Source organism: Streptomyces nogalater (genome assembly GCF_039532885.1).
Classification (GTDB): Bacteria; Actinomycetota; Actinomycetes; order Streptomycetales; family Streptomycetaceae; genus Streptomyces; species Streptomyces nogalater.
Map to the genome: position 1 here is coordinate 179,746 of NZ_BAAASM010000069.1, position 20,620 is coordinate 200,365.

Annotated in this window: 14 protein-coding genes; 9 read left to right on the forward strand and 5 right to left on the reverse strand. The window is 72.6% G+C overall.

Annotated features, from left to right (window positions below; all coding sequences use genetic code 11):
• Window positions 1-1,205: CDP-glycerol glycerophosphotransferase family protein (locus ABD350_RS34620; protein WP_344353048.1), on the forward strand; the 1,205-nt coding region annotated here is incomplete at its 5' end.
• Between the two features lie 52 nt (window positions 1,206-1,257).
• Here the strand turns inward: ABD350_RS34620 and ABD350_RS34625 are convergent.
• The gene (locus tag ABD350_RS34625; RefSeq protein ID WP_344353049.1) at window positions 1,258-1,671 is read right to left on the reverse strand and encodes an organic hydroperoxide resistance protein; all 414 of its coding nucleotides are present in this window, start codon (window positions 1,669-1,671) and stop codon (window positions 1,258-1,260) included.
• Between the two features lie 101 nt (window positions 1,672-1,772).
• On the opposite strand from ABD350_RS34625, the gene ABD350_RS34630 reads away from it, so the two are divergent.
• Window positions 1,773-2,231, forward strand: coding sequence for a MarR family winged helix-turn-helix transcriptional regulator (locus tag ABD350_RS34630; RefSeq protein ID WP_344353050.1), 459 nt, complete (start codon window positions 1,773-1,775; stop codon window positions 2,229-2,231).
• On the opposite strand, the gene ABD350_RS34635 is transcribed toward ABD350_RS34630, so the two are convergent.
• Window positions 2,185-3,669, reverse strand: a complete 1,485-nt coding sequence (locus ABD350_RS34635) for a glycosyltransferase family 39 protein (protein WP_425584214.1) — start codon at window positions 3,667-3,669, stop codon at window positions 2,185-2,187. The two genes, ABD350_RS34630 and ABD350_RS34635, sit on opposite strands and share 47 nt — an antisense overlap.
• 234 nt (window positions 3,670-3,903) lie before the next feature.
• Here ABD350_RS34635 and ABD350_RS34640 point away from each other — a divergent pair, with 234 nt between their 5' ends.
• The 3 genes from ABD350_RS34640 to ABD350_RS34650 all read left to right on the forward strand — a co-directional run bounded on the left by ABD350_RS34640 (window position 3,904) and on the right by ABD350_RS34650 (window position 6,831).
• Window positions 3,904-5,175, forward strand: coding sequence for a glycosyltransferase 87 family protein (locus ABD350_RS34640; RefSeq protein WP_344353052.1), 1,272 nt, complete (start codon window positions 3,904-3,906; stop codon window positions 5,173-5,175).
• A 191-nt stretch (window positions 5,176-5,366) separates the two neighbouring features.
• On the forward strand, window positions 5,367-6,407 hold the full coding sequence (locus tag ABD350_RS34645; RefSeq protein WP_344353053.1) for an aldo/keto reductase: 1,041 nt from the start codon (window positions 5,367-5,369) through the stop codon (window positions 6,405-6,407).
• Window positions 6,408-6,411: 4 nt separating this feature from the next.
• Window positions 6,412-6,831 carry an SRPBCC family protein gene (locus ABD350_RS34650; protein ID WP_344353054.1) on the forward strand — a complete coding sequence of 140 codons (420 nt, stop codon included), beginning with the start codon at window positions 6,412-6,414 and terminating at the stop codon, window positions 6,829-6,831.
• Window positions 6,832-7,017: 186 nt separating this feature from the next.
• Here the strand turns inward: ABD350_RS34650 and ABD350_RS34655 are convergent, their stop codons facing one another.
• Window positions 7,018-7,653: a TetR/AcrR family transcriptional regulator gene (locus tag ABD350_RS34655; protein WP_344353055.1), complete on the reverse strand. Its 636-nt coding sequence runs from the start codon at window positions 7,651-7,653 to the stop codon at window positions 7,018-7,020.
• Window positions 7,654-7,852: 199 nt separating this feature from the next.
• Between ABD350_RS34655 and ABD350_RS34660 the strand changes: the two genes are divergently transcribed.
• The 4 genes from ABD350_RS34660 to ABD350_RS34675 all read left to right on the forward strand — a co-directional run bounded on the left by ABD350_RS34660 (window position 7,853) and on the right by ABD350_RS34675 (window position 13,540).
• The gene (locus ABD350_RS34660) at window positions 7,853-8,767 is read left to right on the forward strand and encodes an ABC transporter permease (RefSeq protein WP_344353056.1); all 915 of its coding nucleotides are present in this window, start codon (window positions 7,853-7,855) and stop codon (window positions 8,765-8,767) included.
• On the forward strand, window positions 8,760-9,569 hold the full coding sequence (locus tag ABD350_RS34665) for an ABC transporter ATP-binding protein (RefSeq protein WP_344353057.1): 810 nt from the start codon (window positions 8,760-8,762) through the stop codon (window positions 9,567-9,569). Before ABD350_RS34660 ends, ABD350_RS34665 begins: the two co-directional genes overlap by 8 nt.
• Before the next feature lie 108 nt (window positions 9,570-9,677).
• Complete coding sequence (locus ABD350_RS34670; protein WP_344353058.1) at window positions 9,678-11,897, forward strand: CDP-glycerol glycerophosphotransferase family protein; 2,220 nt, start codon at window positions 9,678-9,680, stop codon at window positions 11,895-11,897.
• Window positions 11,894-13,540, forward strand: coding sequence for a glycosyltransferase family 2 protein (locus ABD350_RS34675; protein ID WP_344353059.1), 1,647 nt, complete (start codon window positions 11,894-11,896; stop codon window positions 13,538-13,540). The genes ABD350_RS34670 and ABD350_RS34675 overlap by 4 nt, the downstream gene beginning before the upstream one ends.
• Before the next feature lie 102 nt (window positions 13,541-13,642).
• On the opposite strand, the gene ABD350_RS34680 is transcribed toward ABD350_RS34675, so the two are convergent.
• Both ABD350_RS34680 and ABD350_RS34685 read right to left on the reverse strand, forming a co-directional pair.
• Window positions 13,643-15,154: a hypothetical protein gene (locus ABD350_RS34680; protein ID WP_344353060.1), complete on the reverse strand. Its 1,512-nt coding sequence runs from the start codon at window positions 15,152-15,154 to the stop codon at window positions 13,643-13,645.
• Window positions 15,155-15,272: 118 nt separating this feature from the next.
• Window positions 15,273-20,219, reverse strand: a complete 4,947-nt coding sequence (locus ABD350_RS34685) for an NAD-glutamate dehydrogenase (protein WP_344353061.1) — start codon at window positions 20,217-20,219, stop codon at window positions 15,273-15,275.
• Between the last annotated feature and the right edge of the window lie 401 nt (window positions 20,220-20,620).

The window sequence follows — 20,620 nt, forward strand, 5'->3', positions numbered from 1 at the left end:
CCGCCGCGCGGGCCGGCGCCGGCTGGGCCGCGCTGCACGCCCGCCGCCCGCTGGACGAGGGCCTCGTGGTGTACTCGGCGTCCTCGCACCGGGGCGTGCTCGGCGATCCGGCGGCGGTCTACCACGCGGCCCGCGAGTTCGCGCCGCACCTGCGCGGGGTGTGGGTGGTGCGGGACCAGGAGACGGCGGCGGGGCTGCCGGACGGGGTGGAGCACGTGATCGTCGGCTCGCGGCGCTACCGGGAGGTCACCGCGCGCGCGAAGTTCTTCGTCAACGACGTGAACTGGCCCGGCACCCTGGCCAAGCGGCCCGGCAGCGTGCACATCCACACCCACCAGGGCACCCCGCTGAAGTACCTGGGCGCCGATCTGCGGGACAAGCCCGGTGCCCGGCTCGGCTTCGACGTACCGCGGATGCTGCGCCGGGCCGACCGCTGGGACTACAGCCTGGTCGCCAGCCGCCACGCCGAGCTGGTGTGGGAGCGGGCCTACCCCTGCCACTTCACCTCGGTGCGCACCGGCAGCCCGCGCAACGACGTGCTGGTGCGCGGCGGGTCCGGCGGTTTCCGGGAGCGGCACGGCATCCCGGCGGACCACACGGTGGTGCTGTACGCGCCGACCCGCCGGGACTACCGCCGCGGCGGGCACGTGGACCGGATCGACCTGGCCCGCTTCGCGGCCGATCTCGGCGAGGGGTACACGCTCGTGGTCCGGCTGCACCCGTCGCTGGCGAACGGGCCCGCGCGGGGCATGGGCCTGGCGGAACTGGCCCGGCGCCGGATCGTGGTCGACGCCACCGACGAACCGCACCTGGCGGACGTCCTGCTCGCGGCGGACGCGCTGGTCACCGACTACTCGTCCCTCATGTTCGACTACGCCGTCCTGGACCGGCCGATCGTGATCCACGCCGACGACTGGCCCGCGTTCACCGCGAGCCGGGGCACCTATCTCGACATCACCGCCGAGCCGCCGGGCCATGTCACCCGCACCTGCCGGGAACTGTCCGGGCTGTTCGGCTCGGAGGGCTGGCGGGATGAGGAGTCGGCGCGGCTGCGCGCGGCGTTCCGGGCCCGGTTCTGCGAGTTCGAGGACGGGCGGGCCGCCGAGCGGGTGGTGCGGACCCTGCTGCTGGGCGAGCCGATGTCCGGCCCGGCGTCCCGGGTCCCGGGCCAGTCCGGGTCCCGGGACGCGCTGTCCCCGGCGTAGCGGAGCACCCGGCTGCCCGCTCACCCGCTCACCCGGTCACGCGGTTGCCCGGTTACTCGATGACGAGGTCGACGTCGATGTTGCCGCGGGTGGCGTTGGAGTACGGGCAGACCTGGTGGGCGGTCTCGACCAGCTCGCGGCCGGTCGCCTCGTCCACCGTGTCGGGCAGTTCGATGCGCAGGGTGACCTTCAGCCCGAAGCCCTCGCCCTGCTTGCCTATGCCCACCTCGGCGGTCACGGCGGCGTCGCTGACGTCGACCTTCGCCTGACGGCCGACCAGGCCGAGGGCGCTGCCGAAGCAGGCGGCGTACCCGGCGGCGAAGAGCTGCTCGGGGTTGCTGCCCTGACCGTCGCCGCCCAGCTCGACCGGCATCGCCAGGGCGAGGTCGATCCGGCCGTCGGAGGAGACGGCACGGCCCTCGCGGCCGTGGGTCGCGGTGGCGACGGCGGTGTAGAGCGCGTCCATGGAGACCATCCCTCTCGGATGCGGGAGTTCGTTACGGCCATAAGTAGAGCACACAACTAAATTGTGCACAACTAAATGTCGCCCAGAGCTACCCTGGTGGCATGACCGAACCGGAGTGGCTCCGCCTGGACCGCCAGATCTGCTTCTCCCTGCACGCCGCGTCCCGCGCCTTCAACGGCGTCTACCGCCCCCTCCTCGCCGACCTCGGGCTCACCTATCCCCAGTACCTGGTGATGCTGGTGCTGTGGGAGGAGGGCGACCTGCCCGTCAAGAAGCTCGGCGAGCGGCTGCGGCTCGACTCCGGCACGCTGTCCCCGCTGGTCAAGCGGCTGGAGGCGGCCGGCCTGGTACGGCGCGAGCGCAGCGCCGAGGACGAGCGGTCGGTCCTCGTCCGGCTCACCGGGGAGGGCGCGGCGCTGCGCGAGCGGGCCTTCGAGGTGCCGCGCCGGATCATGTCGGCCACCGGCTTCGACCCGGCGGAGATCGGGGAGCTGCGCGAGCGGCTCGACCGGCTCACCGCCGCCCTGGACGCGGCGGCGCGGACGGAGGCCACCCGCTGACCGGGCGGACGTAGAGCCGTACGGTCGCCACGCCCCGCACGGTCTCCTCACGGCCGGCGAACTGCTGCCAGAGCACGGTCACCTTCGCCCGCTCCACGGGGTCGCGCGGCACCCAGCGGGCGCCGAGCAGCCGGCGGTCCCCGACGACCCACACCCGGTCCAGCCGCGCCAGCCTGCGGCGCAGCTCCGCCACGCCGGCCTCGCGCCCGTACAGCGTCCCGGACTTTGCCGCCCCCGCCACCCGCAGCACGTCCCGGGTCCCACGGAACGGCCGGGGATAGGTGAGCGCCACGTTCCGCATGGCCGCCGGCACGAACATCACGGCGTCCCCCTCCCCCAGCCGGCGCCCGGCGGCCCGGGAGACGGCCCCCAGGTCGTCCGCCCGGGCACCGGGCTCGCGGTCCGCCCGGAGGAGGGGGAACTGGTGGAACACCGAGAGCGCGACGGCGGCGACCCCGAGCAGGGCGAGGGCGCGGGAGTCCGGGAGGCGGCACCGCGCCCCCCGGCCCCCCGGCCGCAGCCGCTCCACCGCCCCCGCCACCCGCTCCGCCCCGCAGGCCACCAGCAACGGCGCCCCCGACAGGGCGTAGAGCACATACCGGTCGACGTACAACGGCGACGCCTGGGACACCAGCATCAGCACCAGCGGCGGCACCACCGCCACCGGCAGCGCCACCCCCGCACACGTCAACTCCCCCCGCCGTCCGACCAGTCGCAGCAGCCCCAGGCAAGCGAGCGCGACACACACCCAGTACACCGAGTCGGCCGGTCCCAGGAACTTCCGCAGCAGCCCCCCGGCCGTCTCCGCCGTGGGCGCCCGCAGCCACGCCAGCTGCGCCGACTGGCCCCGCGACACCAGCACCATCGGCAGCAGCGCGAGGACGACCGCCGCCGCCGCGCACCCCCAGCCCCGCCACACCCGCCCCCCGGCCCGGGCCAGCGCCAGCGACACCGCGTGGGCGAGCAGCAGCAGCACGGCGAACTCGTGCAGCCAGCAGGTGAGGGCGAGGACCACGCCGTAGGGCCACCAGGAGCCGCTCGGCACGGCGCGGACGAACAGCAGGGTCGCCGCGGTGGCACCGGCCGCGACCAGGGCGTAGGAGCGGCCCTCCTGCGCGTAGTGCCCGGCCATCGGTGTGACGGCGTAGAGCAGTCCGGCCCACAGTCCGGCCCGCGGCCGGACCAGCCGGCTGCCGAGCGCGGCCACCAGCGCCGCCGTACCGGCCGCCGCGCACACCGACGGCAGCCGCAGCACGACCTCGCCGGGGTGGACGGCGAGAACGGCGTGCAGCAGCAGGTAGTACAGGCCGTGCACCGCGTCCACATCGTGCAGCAGATGCCAGATCTGGGGCACCGTACGGCGTCCCACCTGGAAGCTGACGGCCTCGTCGCGCCACATGCCGCCCCGGTCCAGCCGCCACAGCCCGAGGACCAGCATCACCAGCGCGGGCACGGCCCAGGCGGCGGCCCGCCGCAGCCGTTCCCGGTCGGGTGGCCGGCTCGTTGTACCGGTCGGTGCGCCCGTGGGCGTGCCGGCCGCTCGACGCGATCGCGGTTTCACAGGAAGCCCGACGTTCACCATGGCCCGATCTCTTGCGATTAGCCAATATTTGCGGCCTTTGACGGCGTATCAGCATGGATACACCATCCGCACCGCTTAGGCTCCCATGTGATGAACCGTCTCCGTGTCACCCCCGGACCGATCGTCACCCTCGCCGCCCTGTGGGTCCTCACCCGTGCCCTGATGCTGTGGCTGACCGCGCACAGCGGCCCCCGGCTGCTGGGCGGGGGCGCGGTGACCCGGGAGGTGTGGCGGCTGTACTTCCACTGGTACGGCGTGCTCGCGCACGGCTCCTTCCCGGTGCACGACACGCTGTGGCAGTACCCGCCGGGCGCGGGTGCGGTGCTGCTGGCGCCGGGTCTGCTGCCGGGCCTGACCTACTTCCAGGCGTTCGTGCTGCTCACCCTGGCCGTGGACGCGCTGACCGTGGCGGCGCTGCTGCGCGCCGGCGGCCGGCCCGGCCGCAGCCTGCTCGGCGCGGCCCTGTGGACCGGCGGCCTGCCGCTGCTGCTGCACCTGCCGCTGGCCCGCTACGACGTCCAGGTCACCGGCCTGGCCGTGCTGTCCCTGCTGGCCACGGCCCGCTCCCCGCGCGCGGGCGGCGTGTTCGCGGCGCTGGGCGCGCTGGTGAAGGTGTGGCCGGCGCTGGTGCTGCTGGGCACGCCCCGGGGCCGGCCGACGCGCACGGCGTGGCTGTCGGCGGCGTGGACCGGGGCGGGCTGCCTGGCCGTGCTCGCGGTCTTCTTCACCCACCCCTTGTCCTTCCTGCGGGAGCAGGGCGGCCGGGGCGTGCAGATCGAGTCGCTCGGCGGTACGGCGCTCAATCTGGCCCGGCACTTCGGCTGGTCCGGCCGGTCCCGCTACCAGTACGGCGCGGTGGAGCTGGTCGGCCCGTACGTACGCGCGGTTGCCGTCGCCTCCCTCACGCTGACCCTGCTCTCCTTCGGGCTGCTGGTGCTGTGGCGGGTGCGGGCGCGGCGCTTCAGCGAGGCGACGCCGTTCGACGCGGCGCTGAGCGCGGTGCTGCTGTTCACGGTCACCAGCCGGGTGATCAGCCCGCAGTACATGATCTGGCTGATCGGGCTGGCCGCCGTCTGCCTGACCTCGCGGCACACCGGCCAGCGGGCGGTGGCGGTACTCGTCCTGGCGGCGTCCGCGCTGAGCACGGTGGCGTTCCCGATGTACTACCGCGAGGTGATCGACGGCACCTGGGCGGGCTGCCTGCTGATGCTGGCCCGCAACGGGCTGCTGACGACCGCCGCCGTGCTGTCCTTCGTACGGCTGTGGCGCTCCGCGCGCCCGCCGGCCGGCGAGACCGGGCCCACGACACGGCCCCGGCCCGACTCCGACCGCCTCCCGGACCGGGCACTGAGCGCGTCGTAGGGGGGCACCCTTCACGCGGGCACCCTTCACCCGGGCCCCCATTTGCATTACCCCGCGCCTGCAATTATTGTCGTCAGCAGTTAAAGCGCGTCTGCAATTAACTGGGCCACGCAACCGCTCCGGCGGGTGCGGCCGCGCACCCGGCGCCAGGGCGGCCCCGGCGCGCAGACACCGATCGAGAAGGCATCACCATGTCACTGAAGAACCTCCTTCCCGGCCGGCTCGGCTTCGGCACCGCCCCGCTGGGCAACATGTTCCGCGCGATCCCCGACGAGGAGGCCCGCGCCACCGTCGAGGCCGCCTGGGACCAGGGCATCCGCTACTACGACACCGCCCCCTTCTACGGCGCCGGCCTCGCCGAGGAGCGCCTGGGCCAGGTCCTGTCCACCAAGCCCCGCGACGCCTACGTGCTGTCCACCAAGGTGGGCCGGGTCATCCTCGACGAGCCGGAGACCGACGTCCCCGACTTCGGCGAGAAGGGCGGCCTCTTCGAGCACGGCAACCCCAACAAGATCCTCCACGAGTGGACCGCCGACGCCACCGAGCGCTCCATCGAGGGCAGCCTGAAGCGCCTGGGCGTCGACCGGCTCGATATCGTCTGGGTGCACGACATCGCCCAGGACTTCCACGGCGACGCCTGGATCGGCAAGTTCGAAGAAGCCCGCACCGGAGCCTTCCGCGTGCTCTCCCGCCTGCGCGACGAGGGAGTCATCAAGGCGTGGGGCCTGGGCGTCAACAAGACCGAGCCCATCGAACTGACCCTCGCCCTGGACGAGCCGCGGCCCGACGGCTTCCTCCTCGCCGGCCGTTACACCCTCCTCGACCACGAGCACGCTCTGCAGCGGCTGCTGCCCATGGCCCAGGAGCAGGGCGTCGACATGATCGTCGGCGGTCCCTACAGCTCCGGCATCCTCGCCGGAGGCAGCCACTTCGAGTACCAGCAGGCCCCGCCGGAGATCGTCGAGCGCGTCGGCAGGCTCAAGGCCCTCGCCGAGAAGCACGGCATCGGCATCAAGGCCGCCGCGCTGCAGTTCTCCCTCGCCCACCCGGTCTCCGCCGCGGTCATCCCGGGCGCCACCCGCCCGAGCCGGATCGCCGAGGACGTCTCCGCCCTGAACGAGGACATCCCGGCCGCCTTCTGGCACGACCTGCGCGCCGCCGGCCTGGTAAGCGCCGCCGCCCCGCTGCCCGACGCCGCCTGCCCCCCTGCCCCACCCCAGCACGAGGAGTAAGACCGTGGCCTCGACCTCCGTCAGCCGCATAGTGCCCGCCTCGCCCGACAAGGTCTGGAGCCTCATCGGGGGCTTCGACGCCCTGCCCGACTGGCTCCCCTACATCCCCGAGAGCACCGCGCTCGAAGGCGGCCGGGTACGCCGGCTGAAGAACCCCGAGGGCGAGGTCATCATCGAGCGCCTCGTCGGCTTCGACGACGCCGAGCGCCACTACAGCTACACCATCCTCCAGGCCCCGTTCCCCGTCGACGGCTACGTCTCCACGATCCGCGTCCACGCGGTGCCCGGTCAGGACAACGCCGCCGAGGTCCAGTGGTCCGGCCGCTTCCACCCGGCCGGCGCCACCGAGGACGAGGTCGTCGACCTGTTCACCGGCATCTACCGCGAGGGCCTGGAAGCCCTCCACCAGACCCTCGCGGCCTGACACCGGCCCCACCCCCGCACAGCCCCGGGCACGCACCCCCGCGTACCGGGGCCGCGGTATATCCGGCCGGGCGCGCCGGAGGGCGAAGTGCGCTGCCGCGGGGCGCGTGGCCGGGTCGGCGCCTTCCCGGTCGTGGCTCCGGCGCGCGGCGGGGCCGGGCCGGTCCCCGTCGTCGGCCGGCGCCCGTTACAGCGCCCTGAGGGCCGCCGCCGTGGTCCGTGCCAGTTTCTCCAGGTAGCCCTTCGGCGGCTTGGGGGCGCGGATCACCACCGAGCGCCAGTACAGGGGACCGGAGATCAGGTCGAGGGCCAGGTCCGGGTCGGCCCCGGCGCGCAGTTCGCCCCGCTCTTCCGCCGCCACCACGATCCGGCTGGCCACGCCCTCCTGGCCGTCCCGCAGGGCCTTCCGGAAGGCCTGGGCGAGGTCGGGGTTGCGGGCCGCCTCGGCCTGGAGGTCGGGGATGATCTGGGACGCGACCGGGTGGCGCAGGGCGCGGGACGTGACCTCGTACAGCAGGCGCAGGTCGCCCTCCAGGGAGCCGGTGTCGGGCGCCGGGAAGCCGGTCACCGCCATCGCCGAGACCACGTCCAGGACCAGGTGGAGCTTCGACCGCCAGCGCCGGTACACCGCCGTCTTGCCGACGCCGGCCCGGCGGGCGACCCCCTCGATGGACACGCGGGCGTAGCCGACGGCGGCCAGTTCCTCGAAGACCGCCGTCCGGATGGCCTCGGTCACGTCCTCCCGGAGCACGGCGGCCCCGGCGGGCGCCCGGCGGCGCGGACGCGCCGGCGGCTCGTCGGCGGAGGCGGCGTTCGTCGTCATACCGCACAGCATAGGCCGTGACGACGAAACGGTTGCGTTCCGACGTGGGCTGACCTACGCTCACGTTGCGACGATACGGTCCCGTCCCGACGTAAGAGCACGTGAAGAGAAACGTAAGGAAACGCCGGCCGACGGGCACCGCGGCGCTCCCGGCGCGAGCCGGGCGCGGCATCCCCTCCCCCGAGCGAAAGCAGCGGATGTGAGCCAGGTCCTCCACGCACCGCCCCCCACCAGGGCCCCGGCCGGCGACGATCTCGCGGCGCTCGCGGCCCGGCACGGCTTGTCGGTCAGCGGCGCCCGCCCCTCCCTGCCGCAGTACGTCCGTCAGCTGTGGGCCCGCCGCCACTTCATCGGCGCCTTCGCCACCGCCAAGCTCACCGCGCAGTACAGCCAGGCGAAGCTCGGCCAGGTCTGGCAGGTCATGACCCCGCTGCTGAACGCGGCGGTCTACTACTTCATCTTCGGCGTGCTGCTCGGCACCAAGCAGAACGTGCCGGACTACGTGCCGTTCCTGGTCACCGGCATCTTCGTCTGGACGTTCACGCAGAGCTCGGTCATGGCGGGCACCCGGGCGATCTCCGGCAACCTCGGCCTGGTGCGGGCCCTGCACTTCCCGCGCGCCGCCCTGCCGATCTCCTTCGCCCTCCAGCAGCTCCAGCAGCTGCTGTTCTCGATGTGCGCGCTGGCCGTCATCCTGCTCTGCTTCGGCGTGCCGGTCGCCGCCTCCTGGCTGCTGGCCGTCCCGGCGCTCGTCCTGCAGTTCACCTTCAACGCGGGCGTGTCCATGATCATGGCGCGGCTGGGCGCCAAGACCCCGGACATCGCCCAGCTGATGCCCTTCGTGCTGCGCACCTGGATGTACGTGTCCGGCGTGATGTGGAGCATCGACAAGATCGCCGAGCACGACGATCTGCCGCGTCTCGTCACGGTTCTGCTACAGATCAACCCGGCCGCCGTCTACATCGACCTGATGCGTTTCGCCCTGATCGACAGCTTCGACGCCGGTCAACTGCCCCCGCACGTCTGGGCGGCGGCGGTCGGCTGGGCCCTGCTCGCCGGGGTCGGCGGCTTCATCTACTTCTGGAAGGCTGAGGAGACGTACGGTCGTGGCTGAGCACCCCTCCGAGAAGGTTCCCACCGTCGTCGCCGACCGCGTCGACATCGTCTACCGGGTCAACGGCACCGGCGCGGGCCGCGGTTCGGCCACCGCCGCCCTCAACCGCATCCTGCGCCGGGGGCAGGCCGAGAAGGCGGCCGGTGTGCGCCGGGTGCACGCGGTGAAGAAGGTGTCGTTCGTCGCCTACAAGGGCGAGGCGATCGGACTCATCGGCACCAACGGCTCGGGCAAATCGACCCTGTTGAAGGCGGTCGCGGGCCTGCTCCCGGTGGAGAGCGGACACATCTACACCGACGGCCAGCCGTCCCTGCTGGGCGTGAACGCGGCCCTGATGAACGACCTCACCGGGGAGCGGAACGTCTTCCTCGGCGGTCTGGCCATGGGCATGTCCCGGGAGCAGATCAAGGAGCGCTACCAGGACATCGTCGATTTCTCCGGCATCAACGAGAAGGGCGACTTCATCACCCTGCCCATGCGCACGTACTCTTCCGGCATGGCCGCGCGACTGCGCTTCTCCATCGCGGCCGCCAAGGACCACGACGTCCTGCTCATCGACGAGGCGCTGGCCACCGGCGACCGCTCCTTCCAGCGGCGTTCGGAGGAGCGGATCCGGGAGCTGCGGCAGCGGGCCGGCACGGTGTTCCTGGTCAGCCACAACAACAAGTCGATCCGCGACACCTGCGAGCGGGTCCTCTGGCTGGAGCGCGGCGAACTGCGCATGGACGGGCCCACGGAGGAGGTCATGAAGGAGTACGAGGCCTTCACCGGCGAGAAGAAGCCGGCGGGCGCGAAGGCGTAGGGTGCGACCTTCCGGCGGGGTCGTCACCGACGTATCCCTTTTATATGTCTCTTACATGATGTTGTGGAAGATGTGCCGGACCATCACCAGCCTAAGGAGTCCACCGCGATGCCCCAGTTGAGCCTGATCGTCTATGGGCCGAATGCCCAGGGGCATCTGACGGACCTACTGGACTCCCTGACGGCCCATCCGCCACCCGACACCGAGGTGATCGTCGCCGCCGTCGGCGACTGGGCGCGCGAGACGGCCGAGAGCCACGCGCCCGGGACGACCGTCGTACCGCTGCCGGACGGCACAAAGGACGCGGAGGCCCGCGCGGCCGGTGCCGCCCGGGCCACCGGCCACTGGCTGCACTTCGTCCACGCCAAGGACGGCCTCCCGCCCGGCGGTCCCCGGCTGATCGCCGAGCGGACCGCCGAACTGGACGCCGCGGCCGCCGCGGACGGCACGGACCCCGTCGACGTGCTCCTGTTCGACCACGTCAGCACCGACTGGCAGGCCGCCACCAGACCCTCCCCCGACGGCCGCCGGCTGGCCGCCGCCGGCCGGGCCGCCCGGCCCCTGGACGAGGCCGCCGACCTGCTTCGGCTCGCCCCGCTGCTCGGCAACCGCGCCCTGCGCACCGCTTTCTGGCGGGCCCACGAGGAGCTGCACACCGAAGCCGACGAGCCGCGCGCCGCCCACGCCGCCCTGCTGGCCGCCGGCCGGGTCGCCTGCCTGACCCAGGCGGCGTACGAACGCCGCCTGCCGCGTCCGGAGAGCCTGCCGCCGCGCGCCCCCGAGGACCGGTTCGCGCTCATCGACCGCTACGAGTGGCTGCTCCCGCTCGCCGGGGACCGCCGCGCCCCCCGCGCGGTGCTGTACGACCTGATGGTGCGTGACCTGGTCACCACCTTCGCCCGCGAGGACCTGCCCGACGCGGTGGCCCGCGAGTTCTTCCGCCGCGCCTCGCTGGCCGCGGTCCGCTGGCGCCCCGAGAACCACCAGCGCCCGGCCGGCCTGGACGGCATACGGCACGCGCTGCTGGAAGAGGGCGCCTACACCCGGTACCGCGCGCTGCAGGCCGCCAACCGCACCCGCCGCGCCGCCCGCGCCACCTTGCGCACCCGCAAGCGGCAGCTGGGCACCAAGGTCCGCGAACAGCAGTACCAGCGCGCGCTGAGCCGCCCGGTCAACCCCGACCTCGCCGTGTTCGCGGCCTACTGGAACCGCGGAGTGGCCTGCAACCCGGCCGCGATCGCCGCCAAGCTCGGCGAACTCGCCCCGCACATACGCCCCGTGTGGACGGTGAGCAAGAAGAACGCGGCCCTGCTGCCGCCCGGCACCGACCACGTGATCCCCGGCTCCCGCCGCTACTGGGAGACCATGGCCACCGCCAAGTACCTGACGAACAACGTCAACTTCCCCAACGCGATGGTCAAACGCCCCGACGCGATCCATCTGCAGACCCACCACGGCACCCCGCTCAAGCGGATGGGCATGGACCAGCGGGACTACCCGGCCGCCGCCCAGGGCCTGGACTTCGCCGCGCTGATGGCCCGCGTCGACAAATGGGACTACAGCCTCAGCGCCAACAGCCACACCACCCGCATGTGGGAGCGCGCCTACCCGTCCCGCTACACCTCGCTGGACTACGGCTACCCGCGCAACGACGTCTACTACACGGCCACCGCCGCCGACGTCCGCGCCGCCCGGGAGCGCCTCGGCATCGCCCCCGGGCAGACGGCCGTGCTGTACGCGCCCACCCACCGCGACTACGAGGCCGGCTTCACCCCCCGCCTCGACCTGGCCGCCCTCGCCGACCGCCTCGGCGACGACACCGTCCTGCTGGTGCGCGCCCACTACTTCTACGGCGGCGCCGCCGCCCGGCTGACCGGCCTGCGCCGCTCCGGCCGGATCATCGACGTCTCCGTCTACGACCCCGTCGAGGAGCTGTGCCTGGCCGCCGACGCCCTGGTCACCGACTACTCGTCGATCATGTTCGACTACGCCAACCTGAACCGGCCGATCGTGATCTACGCCGACGACTGGGAGACCTACCGCACCACCCGCGGTGTCTACTTCGACCTGATGGCCGACCACCCCGGCCAGGTCGCCCGCACCCAGGAGGAACTGACGGAGATCTTCCGCTCCGGCGCCTGGCGCGACGAGAACGCGGCCAAGGCACGCGCGGCGTTCCGGCACCGGTTCTGCGAGTACGACGACGGGCGCGCCGCCGAACGGGTCGTACGGCGGGTGTTCCTCGGCGAGCCGGAGGAGGCGCTGCCCCCGGTCCTCCCTGTCGAGCAGCGCACCCCTGCCCCGACGCCCGAGGAGGCCACGGCATGACCCGCCCCGACGTGACGGTCACGATCATCGTCCACAACGACGCGGCCCGCCTGCCCCGCGCGGTCGCCTCCGTGCGCGCGCAGACCCACGCCGACATCGAGATCGTCATCAGTGACGACCACTCCACCGACGACACCCCCGAGGTGGCCCGGCGGCTGGCGGCCGAGGACGACCGCATCCGCACCATCCGGCTGCCGGAGAACAGCGGCGGGTGCAGCGCCCCGCGCAACCGGGCCATCGAGATCTCCCGGGCGCCGTACCTGATGTTCCTGGACAGCGACGACGAACTCCCGCCGCGCGCCGTGGAGGTGCTGCTCGCCGCGCACCGGGAACGCGAGGTCGACTTCACCATGGGAGCGGTGCGCCGGGTCCGGGTCGACAACGGACGCCGCTCCACCTGGATGCCCCACCTGGTCGCCGAGCGCCGCACCCTGGAGGGCATCGAGGAGGACCCCCGGCTGCTCTTCGAGCACCTGGCGACGAGCAAGATGTACACGCGCGCCTTCCTCGACCGCCACCGGCTCCGCTTCCCCGAGGGCATCCACTACGAGGACCAGCTCTTCTCGGCGCAGGCGTACTGCCTGGCGAAGGCGTTCACGATCGTCCCGGACCCGGTGTACGTCTGGTACATCGAGCCGTTCGCCGCCGCGGCCTCCGCCTCCATATCCAACCAGCGGGACCGGATATCCAACGTCCGCGACCGGGTGCGCGTCCAGCAGCTGATCGACGAGTTCCTGCTGAGCAGCGGGCACGAGGGGCTGCGGGAGGACAAGGACTTCAAGTTCCTCAAGCACGACTTCCGCATGTACGCCGGCGATCTGCCCTACCGGGACGACGCGTGGCTGGCCTCCTTCGCCGAGATCATGAACCCGTACCTGGACACGCTGTCCCCCGAGGCGTACGGCAGGCTGCCGCGGGCCGAGCGGGTGGTGCTGGAGCTGCTGCGGCAGGGACGCACGGACGAGGTACGGCTTGCGGCGCGCGGGCTGGGGCACGGGGTGGCGCCGCGCCGGGTGACGACCGACGGCGCGGGTGTCCCGTACTGGGGCGAGACGCCGCCGACGACGGAACGGGCCCGCCGCGAACTGGACCTGTCCGAACTGGAGCTGGACACCCGGCCGTTTTCGACCGCCCAGTTCCGCCACGAGATCACGGACCTGGCCTACGATCCCGGCGCGGTCCTCACCCTGACGGTCCGCACCTACGACCCGGGCCTGCGCCTGCCCGTCGGCCCCCAGCGCGCGTCCCTCCTGCTCACCCCCGGCAAGCGCCGGATGACGGTCCCGTTCCGCCTGGACCCGGTGCGCCCCGGCGTCTTCACCGGCACGGTCCGCCTCGACCTCGCCTCGGCGTCCCTTCCCGTCCAGGGCTTCGACGGCTACCGCCACCCTCTGATCCGCCTGGACCACCAGGGCCTGGCCAACTCGTCCGTGCTGCTCGCTCCGCCGGACTTCCCCGCGCGCACGGCCCGCGTCCCGCACCACACCGTCACCGTCGAACCGGAACCCCGCAACCCCGGGCGGCTGCAGATCCGCTGGGCGCCGGTGGGGGCGACGGCCCGGATCCTGCGCCCGATGGCCCGCCGGGTCGCCCACCCCCGCCTACGGAGTGCCGCGCGGCTGGTGGCGAGTGTCCTGAAGTAGGCGACGCGTGCGAGGCGCCGTCGTGCGCGTCCTCCCGGCCGGCCGCGAGTACGTCGTGGCCGGCCGAGTGGTTTCCCGCGCCCCCGGCGGGACGCCGCCGGCTCAGGGAACCACTCGGTACAGCACCTGCCCACGGGGCCCCACGGCCGTCTTGTGAAGCCACGGTGCCGGGGCGCCCCCGACCACCCACCGCGCCCCGTACTCGCGCAGGATCCCCCGCCGCTCCTCGGACCCGGTCGCCGCCGAGAAGTACCGCTCCACCGCCGCCTCCCGCCGCTTCGCGTCCGGCAGGAACACGTCCGGATACCCGGGCGCCACGGTGTACGGCCCGTACGCGGGGATCTGCCGGGCCGGGAACCTGCGGGCCATCACCACATCGCCGTACCGCACCCCGGCCCGTACGATCCACTGGTACCCCGCCCACGGCTCCCGGTACTTCACCGCGACCGCCTGGGGCAGCGCGTCCCGGCGCACCACGTACCCGAGCGTCCCGGCCTGTGTCCACACCCCCGCCACCAGCGCCACGAGCAGCACGCACGCCCATGCCCGGCGCGCCGCCCACCGCCCCGCCGACACCGCCTCCAGGGCGGCGGCGAGCTGGGCCGGGATCAGCGCGGCGGGCAGGGCGCGGCCCCAGGAGTAGTGGCCGGTCAGCCAGCCCGCCGCGGCCATCGCCACGCCCAGCAGGAAGAACAGGGCCAGCGGATCCCGGCGGTCCCGGCGCAGCCGGAACCCGAGCGCCACCACCCCGAGCAGCACATACCCGAACCGCCCGGCCAGGTCCCGGTACAGCGACCGGTGGACCGCCTCCAGGTCCCCGCCGGCGGAGAACAGCGCGAAGAAGTCGTAGTACGGCCAGAGCCACAGCACCAGCAGGCCGAGGAGCGGTCCGGTGCCGAGGCGGAGCAGCGTCGCACGCGCCGGGCGGGCCGCTGCCACCATGGCCAGTGCGCCCAGCGTCGCGACCACCCCGGTGAACTGATGGCACAGCAGGATCCCCGCCCACAGCGCCCCGAGCGCGGGTCCCGCGCCCCACCCGGCCGGCCCGCGCGCCGCCCGGGTCAGCCATGCCCAGAAGTGGAAGGTGAGCCCGAGCGCGAACACGCTCGGGTACGACACCGTCAGGGCCAGGGAGTTCAGGCCGAGGAAGCCGCTCCAGGCGAACAGTGCCGGGCCCCACAGGAACAGCAGGCTCAGCAGGGCCAGGGCGGGGGCGGCGCGGTGCGCGGTGAGGGTGCGGACGTAGCGGTGGACGCCCGTCACCAGCAGGGCCAGCCCGGCGAGCGCGGCCAGGCGCAGGACCACGAAGACGGACAGGCCCGTCACCTTGGCGACGATGCCGAGCAGCAGCGTCCACGGCGAGTAGTACGGGCTCGGCGTATCGGCGTCGACCAGCGGGTTGCCGGGATGCGGCAGGCTGTGCCGCAGCCGCTCGACCGTGGCCGCGTGCATGCCCAGGTCGCCCGCCCACGGCAGCCGGACGACGACCAGGAGCAGCAGCACCAGGACCAGTGCGGCGGCGCCCTGCGCCGATATCCGGCCGGCGCGGGCCGCCGGGCCGCGCGGCGCCGCCGTGCGCTGCTCCGGTTCGGTGTCGGATGTCGTGGTGTGCATGATCCACCGACCTTACCGCCGCCCGTGCCACTGCCGCCCGGAGCGAGGAAAGGCCCCCGGACGGACGGAAGGCGCCCGGGGCCACCACGGGCCCCGGGCGCCTTTCACCGCCAAGGAGCTACGAGTGCGTGCGCAGCAGCGTCCGCATGGTGCGCATCGCCACCGACAGGTTGGCGAGGTCGAAGGAGTCCGAGCCGCGGATCTCGTCCAGCGTGGTGCGGGCCCGGCTCAGGAGCGCCGCGTTCTTCTGCTCCCACGCCTTGAACCGCTGCTCCGGCGTCGAGGTGCCGTTGCCCACCGCGAGGATGTCCGCGGTGAGGGCCGCGTGCGCCGCGTACAGGTCCTCGCGGATGGAGGCGCGGGCCATCGACTGCCAGCGGTCGGTGCGGGGCAGCTCGATGATGCGGTCCATGAGCTGGGTGATGTCCAGCCGGTCGGCGAGGTCGTAGTACACCTCGGCGACGTCCAACGGCTCCTTGCCCATGCGGTCGGCCACCGAGACGATGTCGAGCGCCGGGAAGGCGGAGGAGAAGCCGGCCACGCGGGTGGCCAGCTCGTCCGGGACGCCGACCGCGGACAGCTCGTCGTACACGTGCTCGTACCACTCCAGGTCCGCGCCGCGCAGCAGCTTCGGCAGCTCCTGCCAGACCCGCTCGACCCGGTCGGCGAAGAACTCCACCGTCTCGGCGAGCTGGAGCGGCTGCGGCCGGTTGTTCAGCAGCCAGCGCGTGCCCCGCTCGACCAGGCGGCGCGAGTGCAGCCGGATACGGGTCTGCACGGCCGCGTCGACCTTGTTGTCCAGTGCCTCGACGGCGTCCCACACCGGTGCCGCGCAGAAGATCACACGGGCCGCGGTCTGGGCGCGGACGATCTCCTCCAGGGAGGCGCCGGTCTCCTCGCGCAGCCGGTGCAGATACGTCGTACCGCCCGTGTTGACCGTGTCGTTGACCAGCACGGTGGTGGTGATCTCGCGGCGCAGCGGGTGGTGGTCGATGGCGTCGGCGAACCGCTCGCGCAGGGCCGTCGGGAAGTAGGCGTGCAGCAGACCGCGCAGGTAGGGGTCGTCCGGCAGCGAGGTGTGCAGCAGCTCCTCGGCCACCGTGATCTTCGTGTACGCCAGGACGACGGCCGTCTCCGGGCCGGTCAGGCCCTGGCTCTGGCCCAGCCGCTCGCGGATCTGCCGGTCGGTCGGCAGGAACTCCAGCGCCCGGTCCAGGTGGCCCTCGCGCACCAGGTGGCGGATGAACCGCTGCTGGGCGTGGAGCATGTCCTTGGCCTGGAACAGGGCGTTGGCCAGGGCGGTGTTCTGCGCGTAGTTGTTGCGCAGGACCAGCGCGCCGACCTCGTCGGTCATCTCGGCGAGCAGCTTGTTGCGCTGCTTGACGGTCATGTCGCCGTCCGCGACCAGGCCGTTCAGCAGGATCTTGATGTTCACCTCGTGGTCGGAGGTGTCCACACCGGCGCTGTTGTCGATCGCGTCGGTGTTGATCTTGCCGCCGTGCCGGGCGAACTCGATCCGGCCGAGCTGGGTCAGGCCCAGGTTGCCGCCCTCGCCGACGACCTTGGCCCGCAGGTCCTGGCCGTCCACGCGGATGGCGTCGTTGGCCTTGTCGCCGACGTCGGCGTTGGACTCCGTGGACGCCTTGACGTACGTGCCGATGCCGCCGTTCCACAGCAGGTCCACCGGCGCCTTGAGGATGGTCCGCATCAGGTCGGCCGGGGTCATCTTGGCGACCTTGCCGTCGATGCCGAGGGCCTCGCGGATGTGGCTGTTGAGCGGGATCGACTTGGCGGTGCGCGGGAAGATCCCGCCGCCCGCCGACAGCAGGCTCGTGTCGTAGTCGGCCCAGCTGGAGCGGGGCAGCTCGAACAGGCGGCGCCGCTCGGCGTAGGAGGTGGCCGCGTCCGGGTTCGGGTCGATGAAGATGTGCCGGTGGTCGAAGGCGGCGACCAGGCGGATGTGCTCCGACAGGAGCATGCCGTTGCCGAACACGTCACCGGACATGTCGCCGATGCCGACGACCGTGAAGTCCTCGGTCTGCGTGTCCACGCCCAGCTCGCGGAAGTGCCGCTTGACCGACTCCCAGGCGCCGCGCGCGGTGATGCCCATGCCCTTGTGGTCGTAGCCGGCCGAGCCGCCGGAGGCGAAGGCGTCGCCGAGCCAGAAGTCGTAGCTGTTGGCGACGTCGTTGGCGATGTCCGAGAAGGTCGCGGTGCCCTTGTCGGCGGCGACGACCAGGTAGGTGTCGTCGCCGTCGTGCCGGACCACCTCCCGCGGCGGCACGACCTCGCCGGCCACCATGTTGTCGGTGATGTCGAGCAGCGCCGAGATGAACGTCTTGTAACTGGCGATGCCCTCGGCCAGCCAGGCGTCGCGGTCCACGCCCGGGTCGGGCAGCTGCTTGGCGACGAAGCCGCCCTTGGCGCCGACCGGCACGATCACGGTGTTCTTCACCATCTGTGCCTTGACCAGGCCGAGGATCTCCGTACGGAAGTCCTCGCGCCGGTCCGACCAGCGCAGGCCGCCGCGCGCGACCTTGCCGAAGCGCAGGTGCACGCCCTCCACCCGCGGCGAGTACACCCAGATCTCGTACGCCGGGCGCGGCGCGGGCAGGTCCGGGATGGCCTGCGGGTCGAACTTCATGGAGACGTAGTCGTGCGGCTCGCCGCCCGGCCCCTCCTGGAAGAAGTTCGTGCGCAGGGTCGCCTTGATGACGGTCAGGAACGACCGCAGGATGCGGTCCTCGTCCAGGCTGGCGACCTGCTCCAGGGCCGCGTCCAGCTCCTCCAGCAGGGCGTCGGTGATCTCCACGCCGGCCTGCTGCCGCTCCGGGGACATCCGGGCCTCGAACAGGGAGACCAGCAGCCGGGTGGTGTGGACGTTGTTGCGGAGGGTGTCCTCCATGTAGTCCTGCGAGAAGGTCGAGCCGGCCTGCCGCAGGTACTTGGCGTAGGCGCGCAGCACCATGGCCTGCCGCCAGGTCAGCCCGGCGCTGAGCACGAGGGCGTTGAAGCCGTCGTTCTCGGCCTTGCCGGTCCAGGTCGCGGCGAACGCGTCCTGGAACCGCTCGCGGCCGTCGTCGCCCAGGTAGTCGCCGTTGCCGCCGCCGAGCGACTTCGGCATGCGCAGACCGAAGTCGTAGATCCAGGCGGTGGTGCGGTCGGCGCAGCGCATCTCGTACGGCCGCTCGTCGGTGACCTCGACGCCGAGCCGGCTCAGCACCGGCAGCACCTTGGACAGCGAGACCGTGCCGCCCTTCTGGTAGATCTTGAACCGGCGCTCGTCGGGCGCGGCGCCCACCGGCTCGTACAGGCTCAGCGAGAAGTCCTTGTCCTCGCTCAGCTGTTCCAGGTGGACCAGGTCGGCGACGGCGGCCCGCGGGCTGTGGTCGGCCTTGTAGCCCTCCGGGAAGGCGTGGTTGTAGCGGCGCAGCACCTCGGCCGCGCGCTCCTCGCCGCACTCGGCGGTCAGCGCCTCGGCGAACGCGTCGGCCCAGGAGCGGGCCGCCTCGACCAGGCGGGCCTCGATGCGCTCCTTGTCGGCGTCCGACAGCTCGGGCAGCTCGGTGCCCTGCGGGACGCGGACCACGAAGTGCAGCCGGGAGAGGATCGACTCGGTGTTCCAGGCGGTGAAGTCGACGCTGGTGCCGCCCAGCTCCTCCTTCAGGATGTCGATGATCCGCAGGCGCACGCCGGTGGTGTAGCGGTCGCGCGGGAGGTAGACGAGGGCCGAGTAGTAGCGGCCGTACTCGTCCTGGCGCAGGTACAGCCGCAGCCGGCGGCGCTCCTGGAGGTAGAGCACGCTGGTGACGATGGCCTGGAGCTCGGCGACCGGCGTCTGGAACAGCTCGTCGCGCGGGTAGGTCTCCATGATCTGGAGCAGGTCGCGGCCATCGTGGCTGTGCGGCGAGAAGCCGGCCCGGGCCAGCACCTCGTCCACCTTGCGGCGGATCACCGGCACCCGGCGCACGGACTCGGTGTACGCGGCGGAGGAGAACAGGCCGAGGAAGCGGCGCTCGCCGACGACGTTGCCGTCCGCGTCGAACTTCTTGACGCCGATGTAGTCCAGGTACGACGGCCGGTGCACGGTGGCCCGGCTGTTGGCCTTGGTCAGCACCAGCAGCTTGTGCTCGCGGGCCTTGGCGCGGGCGTCGGCCGGGAGGCGCTCGAAGGAGGGGCTGACCGGGTGCTGGTCCTCCTTGGCGTGGTGCGGGTCCGAGCGCAGTATGCCGAGACCGGTGCCGGGCACGGCGGCGAGCGTGTCGTCGTCGCGCAGCTGGTACTCGCGGTAGCCGAGGAAGGTGAAGTGGTCCGCGGCCAGCCAGTGCAGCAGCTCGCGGGCCTCCGCCACCTCGGGGCGGGGCAGGTCGCCGGGGGCGGGCTCGCTCTCCAGGCCGTCGGCGATCCGGATCGCCGCGTCCCGCATCTTCTCCCAGTCCTCGACGGCCTCGCGCACGTCGGACAGCACGCGCAGCAGGTCGGCCGAGACCTGCTTCAGGTCGGCGCGGTCGGTCTCCCGGTCGATCTCGACGTGGATCCAGGACTCGATGTGCGCGTCGTGCGGGAGTTCGCCGCCGACCGGCGGGGTCGGCAGCACCTCGATCAGCTTGCCGGTCAGGTCCCGGCGGACCACGAACTGCGGGTGGATGACGACGTGGATGCCACGCCCCTGCCGCGTCAGCTCGTTGGTGACCGAGTCCACGAGGAAGGGCATGTCGTCGGTGACGACCTCCACGACGGTGTGGCTGCACGTCCACCCGTTCTCTTCCACGGTCGGGGTGTGCGCGCGCACGTTGGCGGTGCCCTGCGGGCGGCTCTCGGCGAGCCGGTAGTGCGAGACCGCGGCGCCGAAGACGTCGACCGGGTCGCGGTCGGCGAGGTCTTCCGGCGCGGTGTGCAGGTAGTAGCGCTGGAGGAACGCGAGCACGGATTCGCTGTCCGGGGTGCCGGGGGTGCCCTCGCTCGTCGGCCCGGTCGGTAGGTGCCCCCCGACCGGGCTGTTCTCAGCTACCCGGGCGGCCCTTTCGAGCAGCTCGGCCTTGGCTTCGTCCAGCTTGGTCTGCATTGTCCTCTGGCTCCTGTCGCGCGCCGTTGCGTGACGTAGAAGGAAGTTCTGTCTCTTCCCTTGCGACACAACGCCACGTCCCGGGGTGTCCGGTCGCTATCGACGGTATGCCGCGAGGTGAGATGAGCGGGGAGAATTCGGCCAATTTCATAACGCCGGGCGAGTGTGACGCTGCTCTCGGCACCGCCGTGACCCGGACCGTTCCCGGCGCCGCGGAGGCGTCCGCGCCCCCGTCCCGCCCGCGAAGACCAGCGACTGCCGCCCGGTCACGGAGGTAAGCCGTGCAACCCGGGCGCAGGGCAGGAGCGGCATCGCCCCCGCGAGATATCGCGCTGATCACGCCACAAGGCTATCGCTCCTGCCCCGGGGCGCGTCATGAGCCGCATGTGTACAAAACCGAG